This is a genomic window from Parachitinimonas caeni, from assembly GCF_030129945.1.
In the GTDB taxonomy this organism is placed as follows: Bacteria; Pseudomonadota; Gammaproteobacteria; order Burkholderiales; family Chitinimonadaceae; genus Parachitinimonas; species Parachitinimonas caeni.
On record NZ_JARRAF010000002.1, the window covers coordinates 175,347 to 190,219 of the forward strand.

11 protein-coding genes are annotated in these 14,873 nt (G+C 59.7%); 5 read left to right on the forward strand and 6 right to left on the reverse strand.

The annotated features are described in order from the left end of the window. The first annotated feature begins 216 nt into the window (after positions 1-216). The 3 genes from ilvD to PZA18_RS02475 all read left to right on the forward strand — a co-directional run bounded on the left by ilvD (position 217) and on the right by PZA18_RS02475 (position 4,578). Positions 217-2,070 (forward strand): dihydroxy-acid dehydratase, encoded by a 1,854-nt coding sequence (ilvD, locus tag PZA18_RS02465; RefSeq protein ID WP_284099198.1) that lies wholly within the window; start codon positions 217-219, stop codon positions 2,068-2,070. A 169-nt stretch (positions 2,071-2,239) separates the two neighbouring features. After that, entirely contained in the window at positions 2,240-3,751 is a 1,512-nt protein-coding gene (locus PZA18_RS02470) for a hypothetical protein (RefSeq protein ID WP_284099199.1), read from the forward strand. 110 nt (positions 3,752-3,861) lie between these two features. Beyond that, on the forward strand, positions 3,862-4,578 hold the full coding sequence (locus tag PZA18_RS02475; protein WP_284099200.1) for a substrate-binding periplasmic protein: 717 nt from the start codon (positions 3,862-3,864) through the stop codon (positions 4,576-4,578). A 179-nt stretch (positions 4,579-4,757) separates the two neighbouring features. Here PZA18_RS02475 and PZA18_RS02480 read toward each other — a convergent pair whose 3' ends face one another. Next, positions 4,758-5,978: an MFS transporter gene (locus PZA18_RS02480; protein WP_284099201.1), complete on the reverse strand. Its 1,221-nt coding sequence runs from the start codon at positions 5,976-5,978 to the stop codon at positions 4,758-4,760. A gap of 153 nt (positions 5,979-6,131) precedes the next feature. Here PZA18_RS02480 and PZA18_RS02485 point away from each other — a divergent pair, with 153 nt between their 5' ends. Next, complete coding sequence (locus PZA18_RS02485) at positions 6,132-6,458, forward strand: MGMT family protein (RefSeq protein WP_284099202.1); 327 nt, start codon at positions 6,132-6,134, stop codon at positions 6,456-6,458. Positions 6,459-6,489: 31 nt separating this feature from the next. Here PZA18_RS02485 and PZA18_RS02490 read toward each other — a convergent pair whose 3' ends face one another. The 3 genes from PZA18_RS02490 to PZA18_RS02500 are packed head-to-tail and all read right to left on the reverse strand — an operon-like array spanning position 6,490 to position 12,322. Beyond that, positions 6,490-7,905, reverse strand: a complete 1,416-nt coding sequence (locus tag PZA18_RS02490) for an efflux transporter outer membrane subunit (RefSeq protein WP_284099203.1) — start codon at positions 7,903-7,905, stop codon at positions 6,490-6,492. Next, complete coding sequence (locus PZA18_RS02495; RefSeq protein WP_284099204.1) at positions 7,898-11,071, reverse strand: efflux RND transporter permease subunit; 3,174 nt, start codon at positions 11,069-11,071, stop codon at positions 7,898-7,900. The genes PZA18_RS02490 and PZA18_RS02495 overlap by 8 nt, the downstream gene beginning before the upstream one ends. A 12-nt stretch (positions 11,072-11,083) precedes the next feature. Continuing rightward, the gene (locus tag PZA18_RS02500; RefSeq protein ID WP_284099205.1) at positions 11,084-12,322 is read right to left on the reverse strand and encodes an efflux RND transporter periplasmic adaptor subunit; all 1,239 of its coding nucleotides are present in this window, start codon (positions 12,320-12,322) and stop codon (positions 11,084-11,086) included. Positions 12,323-12,813: 491 nt separating this feature from the next. On the opposite strand from PZA18_RS02500, the gene PZA18_RS02505 reads away from it, so the two are divergent. Further along, on the forward strand, positions 12,814-13,464 hold the full coding sequence (locus PZA18_RS02505; RefSeq protein ID WP_284099206.1) for a TetR family transcriptional regulator: 651 nt from the start codon (positions 12,814-12,816) through the stop codon (positions 13,462-13,464). A gap of 48 nt (positions 13,465-13,512) precedes the next feature. Here the strand turns inward: PZA18_RS02505 and PZA18_RS02510 are convergent, their stop codons facing one another. After that, the gene (locus tag PZA18_RS02510) at positions 13,513-14,106 is read right to left on the reverse strand and encodes an HAD family hydrolase (protein WP_284099207.1); all 594 of its coding nucleotides are present in this window, start codon (positions 14,104-14,106) and stop codon (positions 13,513-13,515) included. Next, positions 14,103-14,846, reverse strand: a complete 744-nt coding sequence (locus PZA18_RS02515) for an SDR family oxidoreductase (RefSeq protein WP_284099208.1) — start codon at positions 14,844-14,846, stop codon at positions 14,103-14,105. The genes PZA18_RS02510 and PZA18_RS02515 overlap by 4 nt, the downstream gene beginning before the upstream one ends. Positions 14,847-14,873: the final 27 nt, after the last annotated feature.

Genomic DNA, 14,873 nt, shown 5'->3' on the forward strand with positions numbered 1-14,873 from the left:
TGGCCGGTCGGGCCATCCGGCAAGGTTTCGGGCTACAATCAGAACGATTGTGGCGCCTGACCGGCCCCCACCCAATTACCGCGAGATCCAGACAGTCGGCGCCGCACCCTTGGCCATTCATGACTGCGCATCGCACCGCACTACCCGGCGGCCTCACCGAAATTAACCAAGCCCGATGATTGTCGGCAGCCGATTGCCACAGCAAGGAATTGAACCATGCCTACTTACCGTTCCCGCACTACCACCCACGGCCGCAACATGGCTGGTGCCCGCGCACTCTGGCGCGCTACCGGCATGAAGGATGAGGACTTCCAGAAACCCATCATCGCCATTGCCAACAGCTTTACCCAATTTGTGCCGGGCCACGTCCACCTGCACAACCTTGGTCAGCTGGTTGCCAGGGAAATCGAAAAAGCCGGCGGCGTCGCCAAGGAATTCAACACTATCGCCGTCGATGACGGTATTGCCATGGGGCACGGCGGCATGCTGTACAGCCTGCCCAGCCGCGACCTGATCGCCGATTCGGTCGAGTATATGGTCAACGCCCACTGTGCCGATGCGCTGGTTTGCATCTCCAACTGCGACAAGATCACCCCCGGCATGCTGATGGCGGCGCTACGGCTGAATATCCCGGTAGTATTTGTCTCGGGAGGCCCGATGGAGGCCGGCAAGGTCAACTGGCAGGGCGAAACACGCAAGCTCGATCTGGTGGATGCCATGGTCGAAGCCGCCAACGACAAGGTCAGCGACGAAGAGGTTGCAGCGGTTGAACGCAGCGCCTGCCCAACCTGTGGCTCCTGTTCCGGCATGTTCACCGCCAACTCGATGAACTGTCTGACCGAAGCGCTGGGCCTGTCATTGCCCGGAAACGGCTCGACGCTGGCCACCCATGCCGACCGCAAGGAACTGTTCCTGAAGGCCGGCCGCCTGATCGTCGAACTGGCCAAACGCTACTACGAAGGCGATGACGCCAGCGTGCTACCCCGCAATATCGCCACCTTTGAAGCCTTCGAAAATGCCATGAGCCTGGATGTCGCCATGGGCGGCTCCACCAACACGGTATTGCACCTGCTGGCCGCAGCCGCTGAAGCCGGTGTGCCATTCAAAATGGCCGACATCGACCGGGTATCGCGCCGCGTGCCCTGCTTGGCCAAAGTCGCGCCAGCCACCCAGAAATACCATATGGAAGATGTACACCGCGCCGGCGGTGTGATCGGCATTCTGGGCGAGCTGGACCGGGCGGGACTCATCCACCGTGACGTCGCCACCGTGCATGCGCCGACACTGGCTGCTGCGCTGGAACAGTGGGATGTCGTGCGCCAAGCGGCCGATTCCGAGGCGCATCGGTTTTTCCGGGCGGCCCCCGGTGGCGTGCCGACCACCATCGCCTTCAGCCAGAGCATGCGTTGGCCCGAGCTGGATCTCGACCGCGCCGAAGGTTGCATCCGCTCCAAGCCACACGCCTACTCGCAGGATGGGGGGCTGGCCGTGCTCTACGGCAATATCGCCGAACGGGGCTGCATCGTGAAAACTGCGGGTGTCGATGACAGCATCCTCGTCTTCAGCGGCCGCGCCCGCATTTTTGAAAGCCAGGACGCCGCAGTAGAAGCCATTCTTGCCGACCAGATCATCGCCGGTGACATCGTTCTGATTCGTTACGAAGGCCCCAAGGGCGGGCCCGGTATGCAAGAGATGCTCTACCCCACCAGCTACCTGAAATCCAAAGGTCTGGGGAAAGCCTGTGCGTTGCTGACGGATGGGCGGTTCTCGGGCGGCACATCGGGCCTCAGCATCGGCCACGTTTCGCCTGAAGCGGCCGAAGGCGGCACCATCGGACTGGTGGAAGAAGGCGACCGCATTGACATCGACATCCCGAACCGGCGCATTCATCTTGCCGTCGGCGACGACGATCTGGCCCACCGTCGCGCAACCATGCAGGCGCGGGGCAATCAAGCCTGGAAACCGGTTGATCGCCAGCGTCCGGTCAGTGCCGCACTGCGGGCCTATGCCGCGATGACCACCAGTGCCGATACCGGCGCCGTGCGGGATGTCAGCCAGATTGAGCGCTGAGCCCCGCTGACCGTTGTTAATGGGATTTGCGGCCGGCATTCGCCGCGTCGCAAATCCCCATCAAGTCAACTATTCTGGCAACAATACCGATTTGTGGCCTCGACGCTTGCTTGGCAATGGTCACTCCGGCAGCCTACTGCGCCCAACAATCAAACAGGATCATCCTTCCATGGACTGGAACCAGACCGCCAACCAGTTTCTTGATGCCTATGCCAACCAGCGCGAAGTCGAGGGGGGTGTCTTGTTTTTCAAGGCATTGCAGCAAGCTCGACTAGATTACACCCCAGAAAGCCTGGACAGGCTGGACGCCTTGCTGGACCAGATCCGAGAAAAAGCGCCGCTCTCTTCCGATGACTTTTTCAGCAAGATTCCCCAACGCAACTTTGCCCTGCTGATTACGTTCTACATTGGTGAGTATCTGGCACGACGCATTGGCCAACCACTGGATTGGGCTGACTATGAGCAGACCATGGCCAGACAGCCAGCCAGCTTCAAGATGGACCCCGGCTTTTTCTCGTATGTGATCGGCTACACGCACGGTGCGCTGTGCATGCCGCTTTCTTATCTGGCTCGACGGCTATTCTTGCCAGACCAGATGCAACCCGCCCGTGACTTTGTGGTTTCAATGCTGGACGTGGTGCAATCGCAACAGCGCCGAGACCCCAATGCCTGGCCCGCCGTCATGCTCAGATTGTTTGCCGAGAATGACTATATCGAGGGCAATCTCTCGTTCAGGCAGGCGTTGGGGCGCCTCCATCTCGACTACTCGCTGCAAAGCCTGGAACGGCTGGATGCCCTACTCAAGCGGATACGCGCCGAATTGCAGCCGGACTATGTCGAGTTTGTGAACAAGCCGGAAAGCGCCAACTTTGTGCATCTGTTGGCCTACTACTTCGCGGCCACCGTCGCGCGACACGGCCCCTATCCGCAAAAATGGCTGGCCTACCAGCAGGCAGTCCAGATGGGGGCATCATTACCCGCCGCGTTTGAAACCACCCATGTCTGCCTGCTTGGGCATGCCTTGTATACCCCGTTAGCCACCATAACCAGCGCACTGTTTGATGACGACCCGGACAATGGCCTCGCCAGGCAGGCCGCAGCCATCCTGCACGAAAACACCGATCGATTGGTCATCGTCCCGCAGCCCGGCGGACAGTCCGCGCCAGCTGGCTCGCCGTTTCCGGATGGGCTGATCAAAGCCTTCGAGCAACTTGGCTGGATGGCGGCATTCGGCATTTTCATGGCAGCTGGCGGGCAAGCCATTTCGCCTACCTTGCTGCGGCCCGGCGCCAATGATGAGAATGTCCTCGTTAGCGACCCCTTCTCGAACCCGGATGAGCTGATGGAGAACTATCACCAGCAGCTTGCCAGCAACCCGCACCAGTTGCCGTTTCAGGTGCTGATCTATGACGCCTACGGTTATTTGCCCACCGGCCGCACCGACTCCGCGATACTGGAACTGGTCGCCTACCACCCCAAACCGGCAAAACTGACCTTAAGCGTGCCTTACCGAGCGGCCAACCGGCAAAGCGGCTTTCGCATTCATGCACCCGTTTTGTTGGGAAGCTCGTTATCCGACGAATTTAACGCCGATATTTTCGCGCATATTTATCGGGGAATTTACAGCTTCCAGAATAACGAATTCCACTGGGACAATATCCTGGGTTTCAACGACGCCTAATCTACATACTTGCCGCCGGCATGGCGCAGCGACCTATTCGCCATGCCGATTCTGAATATTTCTTTCTCCTCAGGCTGGTAGTGCCATCTGCTTTGGGCTATATCGGGTAAATGAAGCGATTCGCCTTGCTCACCGTAGCCTGCACCCTGCTGGCCCATCCTGTATTGCAGGCGGCGGAGTTACGGGTATTGCTTAAAGAAAAGCAATTAAAAGATGTGGCTGCACTGTCTATCGACAATTTCCAGCGCGAGCTCGGAAGATTACTGGCCGCCCGCAGCCACCGTGAAGCCCGGTTTATCACCCTGCCGCGCAAACGCCTGCCACTGGCGCTGGAAAATGGCGATGCAGATATTTTGTGTGGCTATATTCCGGAATGGCTGCCAGGACATTTTGATTGGAGTATCGGCTTTATTGATGTCGCGGATGTCATCATCAGCGAGCCTCGCACCCCGGCCCCCAAAGCTATTGAGGATTTGGCCGACAAGCGGGTCGGTACGATTCTGGGTTATGCATATCCCGAAGTTGAAAAGAAGCTGGGCAAGAAATTCATTCGGGATGATAGTTTCAACGCGGCATCGAATATACAGAAACTACGGGCAGGGCGTTATGACTATGCCATCATGAGTGCCTCATCACTGGAATTTCACAAACTGACCAGCGACCCACCCTTACCACTCAATCCACCGCTTTATATCAACAATATCAAGTCGCAATGTGCCATTTCACGCCAGGGCAATATCACCCTCCAGGAAATCAATCATGTCATTAATGAAATCCTGAATGATGGCAGTTATGCAAAACTGCTTGAACAATCCCCCCTGCGTTAATTCGTCTATTCCCCTCGCCATTTCTGTTTTTAATTTACGCTATAAAACAAACCTGCCATAGCGAGATATTTGGTAGCAATATCCATGTCCGCTTTTTAAGAATAGACTTCTGAAAAATACCCATTGCTCCGCTTGGGAACGCGCCAGACCAGGCGCCCTCCCGTCTCAGCACAGTTTCTCTACCGTCTGCCCAATAAACCGCTAAAGGCTCGCTGCTGCAAGCCAATGGCGAGGATGCCGGCCACGCCACAGGCATACCAGACCGCGTTGCCGCCGAAATGCGCATAAATCTGGGTGCCAATAGCCGGTGCCAGAAAGCCGCGCCCACCCCAGACCGCTGCGTATAAACCGAAGTAATGACCGCTGCGGCCAGTTTCAGCCCGTCGCATCACCAGTGCCTGCTGTTGCGGCATCAGCAGAAGCTCGCCGGTCGTCCAGATGAGGGTGGTTAGCGTCAAGTAGAGCGCACCTCGCCCAAATGGCAGCAGGAAGAAGCCACCCGTTAGCATGGCCGCACCCAGCATGGCGTTGAGGCGATAGCCAAAGCGATCAGTCCAGACGGTCAGCGGAATCTGCAGCAAGCCAACCATCAAGCCATTCAGGCTGTACATATAGCCGACCCAGATCGGGCTTAGCTGGTAAGCCATGCGCAGATAGGCACCATAGGTGCTGTAAAACTGGTCGTAGATAATGGCAAGGATAAGCGCCGACGCCAGCAATAGCAGGAAAGGGCCATCTTGATAGGGCAGACGGCCGGCCTGCTGCTGGCTGCCCGCCTGACTGACGGCAGGCGCCGGCAAATGGCGCAGCAGCCGGTAGAGCAGCGTTGCCGCCAGCAAAGAGCTACAGCCGTCAGCGAGAAAGATCCAGCCATAACCCACCGAGGCCAGCCAGCCGCTAACCAGACCGGCCACGCCAACGCCCAGGTTCAGAGCAGCCCTGACGGTTGCCTGTGCGCGTCGCCGTTGGTGCTCGGCAGAGACTTCCATGATCAACCGCTGATTGAGCGGCCGAAAGCCGCCATCGAGCAGCCCCCCTGTCAGTAACAGCGTCCCGATCAACCAGATCGGTTCTGCGGCCCCGAGAGCCAGCAGACTGAGGCCACTGCCGGCCAGCACCGCAATGATCAGGCGACGGGTTGGCAGCCGATCGCTGAGAATCCCCATCAGATACCCACCGGCGAACACACCGGCACCATACAAGGCTAGCAGGAAGCCGACTGTCGTCAGTGGAATGCCGCGTGCTTCGTGCAGATACAGGGCAAAGAAAGCTTTGGCCGCACCGCCCACGCGGTTGATGAATACGGAGAGGGCCAGGCCATGAATGGCGGGAGGAAGAGATTCGACGTAACGTCCGATAGCGGACAACAGGGGTGACTGGCGCAGGGAAGTGAGGTTCAATCAGGGTCCTTGTCGAGTGGGAAAAGTGTTCGACCTCTGTTTGAGTTGGCTGAAAATACAGGGTCTTATAAGGCCGACCACGCTAATTTCGTCAAGTTCCCGAGTTTTTAGGATTATCCAACTTTCCAAGTTCGCAAGATTTAATCACCCGCCATGAAACCGACACCCAAGCTCAGCCCTCTGCATACGCGCTTGCTCGCCATCGTGGCCGGCATTCCCTCTGGTTGGGTAATGAGTTATGGCAGTGTGGCCCGCGCCGCTGGCTTGCCCCGGCATGCCCGCCATGTTGCAGTGGCTTTGAAAGCCGCCCCCACAGAACGGGAGATCCCTTGGTGGCGAGTGGTGAACAGCGAAGGACGCATCAGCCCACGTGGGCTGGATGGGAGTGATGATCTGCAACGAATTCTGCTGGAAGCCGAAGGCATCATCTTTGATGCCTCCGGCCGGGTGGATCTGGCGAGGTTTGGCTGGGGTGGCTAATCTCCCCAGCCATTCCTTCACTACTTCATATTTACTCCAGCTTGCCGCTCCAGCCCCCGCCCAGCGCCTGGTAGACATCCACCAGTGCTGTCAGCCGGTCACGCAAGGCATTGTCACGCTCGTACTCTGCGCCAAGCCGGCCGCTCTCGGCTTCGAGCAAGGCCAGCCGGTCAATCACCCCTTGCTTGAATCGCAGCTGCGCCAGCTGATCCAGCCTCTGCTGGCTCTGCAGACGCTTCTCGGCCTCGCGCCAGCTGTCGCGACTGCTGCGATGCTGGGTCAGTGCCGACAGGGCATCGGTATAGGCAGAACGCGCCACTTGCTGATAGCGCAACTCGGCTTGACGCTTGTTGGCTTCAGCCGCATCCACCTGGGCGCCGATCCGCACAAAGCCAGTCAGTGGCTGGCTGACAGCGGCCGCCACATTCCAGGTGCGGGCCGCCGACTTCAGCACATCAGACAGCGAGGCGCTCTCGCCACCCAGAAAGCCTGTGAGGCTCAGACTAGGGAAGTAGCGGCGGCGGGCCTCTGCCACCCCTGCATCAGCCGCCGCATAGTCTGCCTCGGCAGCTCGCACATCGGGCCGCCGTTGCAGCAGGTCGGAAGGCAGGCCGGCGGGGATCTCTGCCGTTCCCGCGTAGCGCTCGAAGCCGGTAGCCCGGTCTGGCTTGGCTTCAACGATCTGGCGGGGGGAGCGCCCCAGCAGTCCGGCCAGCGCCAGCTCGGCCTTATCCCGCCCGGACGCCAGTTGCGCCCGATTGCCGCTGGCTTGCGCCAAGGCCTGTTCGGCGGCTTCGAGGCTGTCCGGACCATCCAATCCGGCGGCGCGCCGCTTCTGGCGAAGTGTCCGCAGCTCCTGACGAATCGCCAGATGCCGCTCAGCCATCTGCAGCTGCCGGTCCAGGCTCAGTAGCGTGAAATAGCTGCGCACTACGGCCGCCGCCACCATGGCTCGGCCAGCTTCCTGGTTGTAGCGACTGGCGTTGACGGTCTGCTCGGCCATCATGCGGCCAGCCGCCACCCGTCCCCACAGGTCCAGTTCATAGGACATTGCCAGACCCAGGCGATAGGTATTGGTTGCGACTGGCGCGCCAGGCTGGCGTGGCTGGTCGGTGGCCTGGCTCGATGAGTTACGGCTGGCACTGCCCGTGGCATTGACTTCGGGGTAGAGCGCACTGGTGGCCAGTGCCAGACTGGCACGCGCGGCCTGAACCCGCTCACTGGCCAGCAAAACGTCACTGTTATGTGCCAGCGCTTCGTCGATCAGCTTATCGAGTTGCGGGTCGGCAAAGCTCAGCCACCACCGGTCAAGCTCGGCAGGTGCCGGCTTGGCCGGCTGGCTGGGTAACTCAAGCGCTGGCGGTTTGGCCGGCTGGCTGGCACAGGCCGACAGGCCAAGCGCCACCACAACCGCCAACACCACAGGAATCAGATTCGGTTTAGCCATGACGATGTGCCTCCTGCGTATCCACGATGCCATCGGTCGGTGGCGGCACCAGCTCATCGGGTGGCGTTGACAGACGGCGGTAGACGATCAACTTGTAAAACAGCGGAATGAAAAACACCGCCAGGAAGGTCGCAGCCAGCATGCCGCCCATAACCCCTGTGCCCACCGAAGTCCGCGCCCCGGCGCCCGCCCCGTGGCTGATCGCCAGAGGCAATACCCCCAGAATGAAGGCCATCGAAGTCATGATGATGGGGCGGAAGCGCAGACGAGCGGCTTCAATCGCGGCGGCAGCCGGCGGATAGCCTTCGTGGTGCTTCATCACCGCATATTCGACGATCAGAATCGCGTTTTTGGCCGCCAGGCCCAGCAACGTCACCAGACCGATCTGAAAGTACACATCGTTACTGAAGCCGCGCAGTTTCACCGCCAGCAGCGAGCCAAACACCCCAAACGGCATGGCCAGCAGAATCGACAGCGGTAGCGACCACTTCTCGTACTGCGCCGCCAGGATCAGGAACACCATCACCACCGCCGCACCCAAGGCAATGGCGGAAGCGTTGCTGATTTTCTTTTCCTGGAAAGCAGCACCCGTCCACTCGAAGCTGATGTCCGGCGGCAGCACCTGTTTGGCCAGCTTTTCGAACTCGGCAATGGCCTGGCCCGAAGAATGGCCCGGGGCTGGGCCGCCCAGCAGCTTCACAGCCGGCAGGTTGTTGTAACGCTCCATCACATCCGGACCAGCGCTGTACTGCACCTTGGCAAAGGCCGACAAGGGCACCATCTCGCCACGCTGGCTGCGCACGTAGATGCGGCCAATGTCTTCCGGCCGTTTGCGATAAGGCGCATCGGCACTCATCAGCACCTGCCAGGCACGACCGTATTTATTGAAGTCGTTGACGTAGAACGTCCCCAAAGTGCCGGCCAGCGTGGTAAAGGCATCGTCGAGGCGAATACCCAACGACTTGGCCCGATCCCGGTCAACATCGACATAGAGCTGTGGCGCATTGGCCTTCCACAGTGTTTGCACACCGTGGCGGTCACCCCCGCTCAGCACCGGATTCTTCATCGACGCACCGATCATGGCGCCGGTTGCAGCCGCCAGTGCCTTGGCCCCCCCCTCACCCCGGTTTTGCAGGTAAACGGTAAAGCCGCCGGTGTTGTCGAGGCCAAAGATGGCTGGCGGCGCAAAGCCAATCACCAGTGCATCCTTGATGCCGGCAGTCTTCATGAAGAATTCGCCGACCAGCTCGTTCACGGTCACCTTGCGCTCATCCCAATGCTTCTGGGTGACAAAGATGGTTGCGGCGTTGTTTTTGAAGCCGCCGCCAATAAAGTCCATACCAGCAAAGGCAATCACGTGCTCGTTAGCCGGGTTGGACCGGATCGCTGCGGTAACCTGCTCCAGCACCTTGTCGGTCCGTTGCAGCGACGCGCCATCAGGCAGGAACACCGCACCGATGTAGTAACCCTGGTCTTCATCCGGCACCAGCGAACCCGGCGTCACCCGCCACATTGCTGCCGCCAGCGCCACCATGCCGAGGAACAACATAATCCCGAGCAAAGAGCGCTTCATCAGGAAGGTCACGCCACCGATATAGCGGCCGGTCATGCGGTGGAACCAGTCGTTGAACCAGAGGAAGAAGCGGGCGGTCTGCTTGTGCTCACGCTTGAGAATCAGCACGCACAGCGCGGGGGTCATGGTCAGCGCACAAACACCGGACAGCACCACGGCAATCGAGATCGTCACTGCAAACTGGCGATACAACTCACCGGTGAGGCCGCCCAAAAAGGCGATCGGCACGAATACCGCACACAACACCAGCACAATGGCAATCACCGGGCCGGTCACTTCCTTCATCGCCTGCAGGGCGGCTTCCCGAGCGGGCAGATGTTGTTCGTGCATGATCCGCTCGACGTTTTCCAGCACCACGATGGCGTCATCCACCACGATACCGATCGCCAGCACCATGCCGAACAAGGTCAGGGTGTTGATCGAATAGCCCAGCAGATGCAGCCCTGCAAAGGTGCCAATCAGTGACACCGGCACCGCCAGCGTCGGGATCAGCGTCGCCCGCCAGTTCTGCAGGAACAGGAACACCACCAGGAATACCAGCACCATGGCTTCGCCCAGTGTCTTCACCACTTCATGGATCGACACTTCAACGAAGCGCGTCGTGTCATACGGCACGGCATAGCTCAGGCCCTGCGGGAAGCGTGCCGACAGGCCAGTCAGCGCCGTCTTCACATCGTTTGCCACATCCAGCGCATTGGCGCCGGGCTGCAGGAAAATCCCCATCAGCACGGCCGGCTTGCCGTTGTAAGTACCGTTGAAGTCGTTGTCACGCGAGCCGAGTTCAAGCCGTGCCACGTCCTTCAAACGCAGCTTGCTGCCGTCCGGATTGCTGCGGACGATGATGTTCTCGAACTCTTCGGGCGAATTGAGACGTCCCTTGGTGGTAATGGTGTAGACCAGTTCCTGATTGCCACCATTGGGCGATTGCCCGATCTTGCCGGCCGCAAACTGCGCGTTCTGCTCGGCAATGGCCCCCGCCACATCCTGCACCGTGACCTTCAGCTGAGTCATGCGGTCGGGCTTGAGCCAGACACGCATGGCGTAATCCTTGGCACCAAAGATCTGCACATTGGTGGTACCGGGGATCTTCTTGATCTCATCCAGCACGTTCAGGGTGACGTAGTTGGAAGTGAACAAGTCGGTGTACTTGCCTTCTGGCGAATAGAACGCCAACACCTGCAGGAAAGCCGACGAGCCCTTCTCGACCGTCACGCCCTGCCGCCGCACTTCTTCCGGCAAGCGCGCATCGGCCTGCTTGACGCGGTTGTTCACGTCCACTGCGGCCTTGTCCACATCCGTGCCGATTTCAAAGGTCACGGCGATCTCGACCGCACCATTCGAGGTCGAGGTCGAGTTCATATACATCATGCCCTCAATGCCGGTCAGAGCATTTTCGATGGGCGCCGCCACCGTCTCCGCAATCGTTTCCGCCGAAGCACCGGGGTAGAAGGCGCGAACCTGCACCACAGGCGGCGAAATATCGGGATACTGGGCAATCGGCAAGACACGCATCGCCGCCAGACCCGCCAAAACCATGAAAATGGAAATGACGAAGGCGAAGATCGGTCGATCGATAAAGAAACGAGAAAACATGCAGCCCCCCGCTTATGACTTGGCCGCTGGTGCAGGCGGTGCAGACTGCGCCCCTGCAGCAACTGGCTTGACCGGGGTTCCCGGCATGAAAATGCGGGCAACGCCGTCAACGATGACCTGGTCGCCAGCCTTGAGGCCCTGCTTGATCACCCAGCCATTCTTGACCTCGCCATCCAGCCGGACCCAATCGCCCACCACTACCGGACGTGGCTCAGCCGCCGGATTACCATCCTTGCCCTTGCCCACTACGTAAACATACTTGCCGGTCGGACCTTCGAGCACCGAGCGCTGCGGCACCACCAACGCCGCTGGCCGGCTGGCCCCCATCAGCAGTACCCGGACAAACTGGCCGGGAGCCAGCTTGCCATCCGGGTTGGCAAGGCTGGCTCGTGCCGCATAAGTACCGGTTGCCGGATCAGCCTTGTAGTCGCTGAAGTCGAGATGACCGGTCTCACGGTAAACACTGCCATTGGATAGCAGCACTTTCACGTTGAATCCTTTATCGGCGAGCTTCAGCTCACCACTGGCCAACTCCTGCTGCACGCGCCCCTGCTCGGCCTCGGCCACGCCAAACTGCACGTGCGCCGGATTCGTCTGCGCCATGGTGGCCAGCAACGAATCCCCCTGCGCCGATACCAGGCTGCCTTGCTCTTTCAGGGTCTTGCCAATCACGCCATCCATCGGGGCCGTCACAACGGCATGATCCATATCCAATTTGGCTGCCGTTCGACGCGCTTCAGCCGCCTTGAGCGCGGCTTTGGCGATGTCAACGGCCGATGTGGCATCGTCAGCCTCTTTCTGGCTGGTGGCCTTGGCTTCGATCAGGGGTTTGAGGCGGGTCAGATCCCGCTCGGCCTGAGCCAGACGCGCCTTGGCCATCGCTTCATCGGCTTCGGCAGCGGCCAGCTGGGCGGCAAAAGGCGCGGGATCAATCTGATACAGCGCCTGACCGGCCTTGATCCGGTTTCCTTCGGTAAACAGACGTTTCTCGATCAAACCACTGACGCGCGACCGGACTTCCACTTCACGCGAACCGGCAATCTGGCCAACGTATTCAAATTCGATCGGCACCTCTTTGGGTGTCACGGTGACAATGCTGACCTCTGTGGGTGGCATCATCATGCCATGCCCGGCCTCGCCCGGCTTTTGACCACAGGCAGTCAGCAGCAGGGGAATGGCCAGGGCCAGAGGTAAGGACGCAGCAGGCAGGCGAGGAGCCTTGGGAAATGCGGGGTGGTGCGGAACATGCATTGGATTGTCTCCCTGAAGGGCAGCTGGTTTGGTTTGCATGGCAGGCGACGTTGCCAGGCAACACATTCAAATCAGCATAGCGTGTCGGAATGAAAGGTGCGGCCACCAAACAGGACGATTTGCCGCTCGAACGGTACTCCCCCGGTCGCAACCAAAACTTGCCAACCTTCAGCCGCCACCACGCAGGCCGAACAAGCGCTTTATACGCGGCGTCCCGGGTTTTTCTGGAAATCGGTCAGCCACCGCCCTCAGTTGGCCGGCAAAGTGCATCGCTGCCGATTCAAGCACGCAGGCCGCATCAGGCAAAGGCCCTGCCTTTCCATTCCAGGTGTCGGGCATTTTAGATACATACACGCATGTTTGTAAATCGGTCTAAGGGTGGTTTAAAATTAGGGGAAACCGAGGGCAGCTTGCGTTCTGGCTCCCTCAACAAACCAGGCCACCAGCCCAAAGCAATGGCCGGAATACGTCCGTTCGAGAGGAAGTCAGTCATGGTTCGCCGCACCAAAGAGCAAGCGCTGGCAACACGCGAGTTGCTTTTGGATACTGCTCAGCAAGTATTTCTGGAAAAAGGTGTGGCACGCGCCACGCTTGACGATATTGCCCGCGCCGCCAAGGTGACCCGAGGGGCTATCTACTGGCACTTCAGGAATAAAGCGGAGTTATTCGCGGCAATGTGCGACCGGGTATCGCTGCCGATGCAGGCCATGCTCGACCCCTTGATGCGGGAAACCGGACCCGACCCGCTAGGTCGCCTCAAGCGCACAACCATCATGGTGCTGCAATTGGCCGCAGAAGACCCCCGTGCCCGGGATGTCTTCGAAATCATGTTCTTCAAATGTGATGCCGGAAACCCTGAGATCGCCAGCGTGCTCAGCGCCGAAGCCGACAACAAGCGCCAGTGCATCAAAGAGCTGAAAGACTCGCTGGATGCCGCCATCGCCGCCGGCCAGCTACCCGCTGCGCTCGACAGCGGTCTGGCCGCCGAAGCCCTCAACGCTTTTGTCGCCGGCCTGTTGCAAAACTGGCTGGCTCGCCGGGACTTCGATTTGGCTGCCCAGGCTCCGGTATTGGTAGATATGTTGTTTCAGGGCTTCGCCGGGCTCACACAGACCAAGCGCCCTCCGCCGAGTCTTGCCTGAGTTCAGCTGAAGGTTTGTCTCCGGCCGAAAAAACGTCAACTGAAGAATCTAGCGCGGTTTGTAGTGCTTATGGTGCGCCATGGCCAGCATTTCCCGGTCTCCCCGGCTATCGCCATAGGCATGAACGACCTCAGGCTGACGACCATTCAACCAATCGTTGATGCGCCGTACCTTTTCGGGGCCATAGCAGTTGGGGCCATTCAGGCGCCCCGTCAGCCGGCTACCCTGTGTTTCAAGCCGGGTACACAGCACTGCCGAGAACCCCATGCGCTTGGCAAAGGGTGCCAGATAGATATCTGGCGATGCCGAAACCAGCACGCACTCATGGCCCGCCTGCTGATGCCACTTCAGTTTGTCCACCACGCCCGGTCGCAACCAATTCGGAATTCGTTCTTCGGCAAACAACTCGCCCCAAGCGCTGACTTCGGCCAGATCGCGCCCCCCCAGAAATCGGGTAATGACTTTCTGCTTGGCAATATCGTTGGGAACGATACGAGCCAGGTAGGCCAGCAACAGCGGCGACAGGATTGCCATCCCGCGAAAGTAGGTGACGTCGCCTGCCACGTATCGTAGAAACGGCAGCAGCGAATCCCGGTCGGTCAGCGTGCCGTCGAAATCGAATAGCGCCAGTTCCTGGCTCACAGGCTCATCCTTTTGAAGACCGCCTCGGGGATGTGGCGGATTATCAGCATGATAAGCCGCCAGAAGCCCGGCAGGTAGACTTCCCCGTCGGCCCGTTCCATTGCACGCACAATCCCGCTTGCAACCTGATCGGCACTGGCCCAGAGGGCGCCTTTCTTGAAACTGGCCGTCATCGGGGTATCAACGAATCCGGGTTTGATGGTCACTACCCGTACGCCTTTACGGCTCAGGCGATTGCGCAAGCCCTGCAGGAACAAACCCACCATGCCTTTGGCCGCACCGTAGACATAGTTGGACTGCCGGCCCCGATCTCCCGCCACCGAGCCAATCACCGCGATGACGCCCCGCCCTTGGGCTTCGAACCGGTTAGCCAGCAAAGAAGCCACCGCAATCACGGACAGGGCATTGGTTTCCAGCTCCATCAGGGTCTGCGCCACCGACGCTTCGCAGGCTTTCTGATCGGGCAGACTGCCGTGGGCAATCAGTACACCATCCAGGCCCTGCAGTGCATTCCATGCCCCTTCGACGAGCGCCGCGTGAGCGGTACGGTCGGTGGCATCATAAATGGCCTCGACAATTTTGACGGCCGACCCGCCCCGCACGTGCAGATCCGCCGCCAAGGCCGACAGTCTGTCCGGGTTGCGGCCCGCCAGAACCAACGATACGCCCTGGCCTACCCATTGCCTCGCAGCGGCGGCGGCAATGGCCGAATTGGCCCCAACAATCAGAATCTTTTTCAACTCATTCCCTCAAATAATCAATGCAAT

What these genes read in the sequence shown, in the direction of transcription:
- ilvD (WP_284099198.1), top strand. Translation starts at nt 217, where the DNA reads ATGCCTACTTACCGTTCCCGCACTACCACCCACGGCCGCAACATGGCT.
- PZA18_RS02470 (WP_284099199.1), top strand. Translation starts at nt 2,240, where the DNA reads ATGGACTGGAACCAGACCGCCAACCAGTTTCTTGATGCCTATGCCAAC.
- PZA18_RS02475 (WP_284099200.1), top strand. Translation starts at nt 3,862, where the DNA reads ATGAAGCGATTCGCCTTGCTCACCGTAGCCTGCACCCTGCTGGCCCAT.
- PZA18_RS02485 (WP_284099202.1), top strand. Translation starts at nt 6,132, where the DNA reads ATGAAACCGACACCCAAGCTCAGCCCTCTGCATACGCGCTTGCTCGCC.
- PZA18_RS02490 (WP_284099203.1), bottom strand. Translation starts at nt 7,905, where the DNA reads ATGGCTAAACCGAATCTGATTCCTGTGGTGTTGGCGGTTGTGGTGGCG.
- PZA18_RS02495 (WP_284099204.1), bottom strand. Translation starts at nt 11,071, where the DNA reads ATGTTTTCTCGTTTCTTTATCGATCGACCGATCTTCGCCTTCGTCATT.
- PZA18_RS02500 (WP_284099205.1), bottom strand. Translation starts at nt 12,322, where the DNA reads ATGCATGTTCCGCACCACCCCGCATTTCCCAAGGCTCCTCGCCTGCCT.
- PZA18_RS02505 (WP_284099206.1), top strand. Translation starts at nt 12,814, where the DNA reads ATGGTTCGCCGCACCAAAGAGCAAGCGCTGGCAACACGCGAGTTGCTT.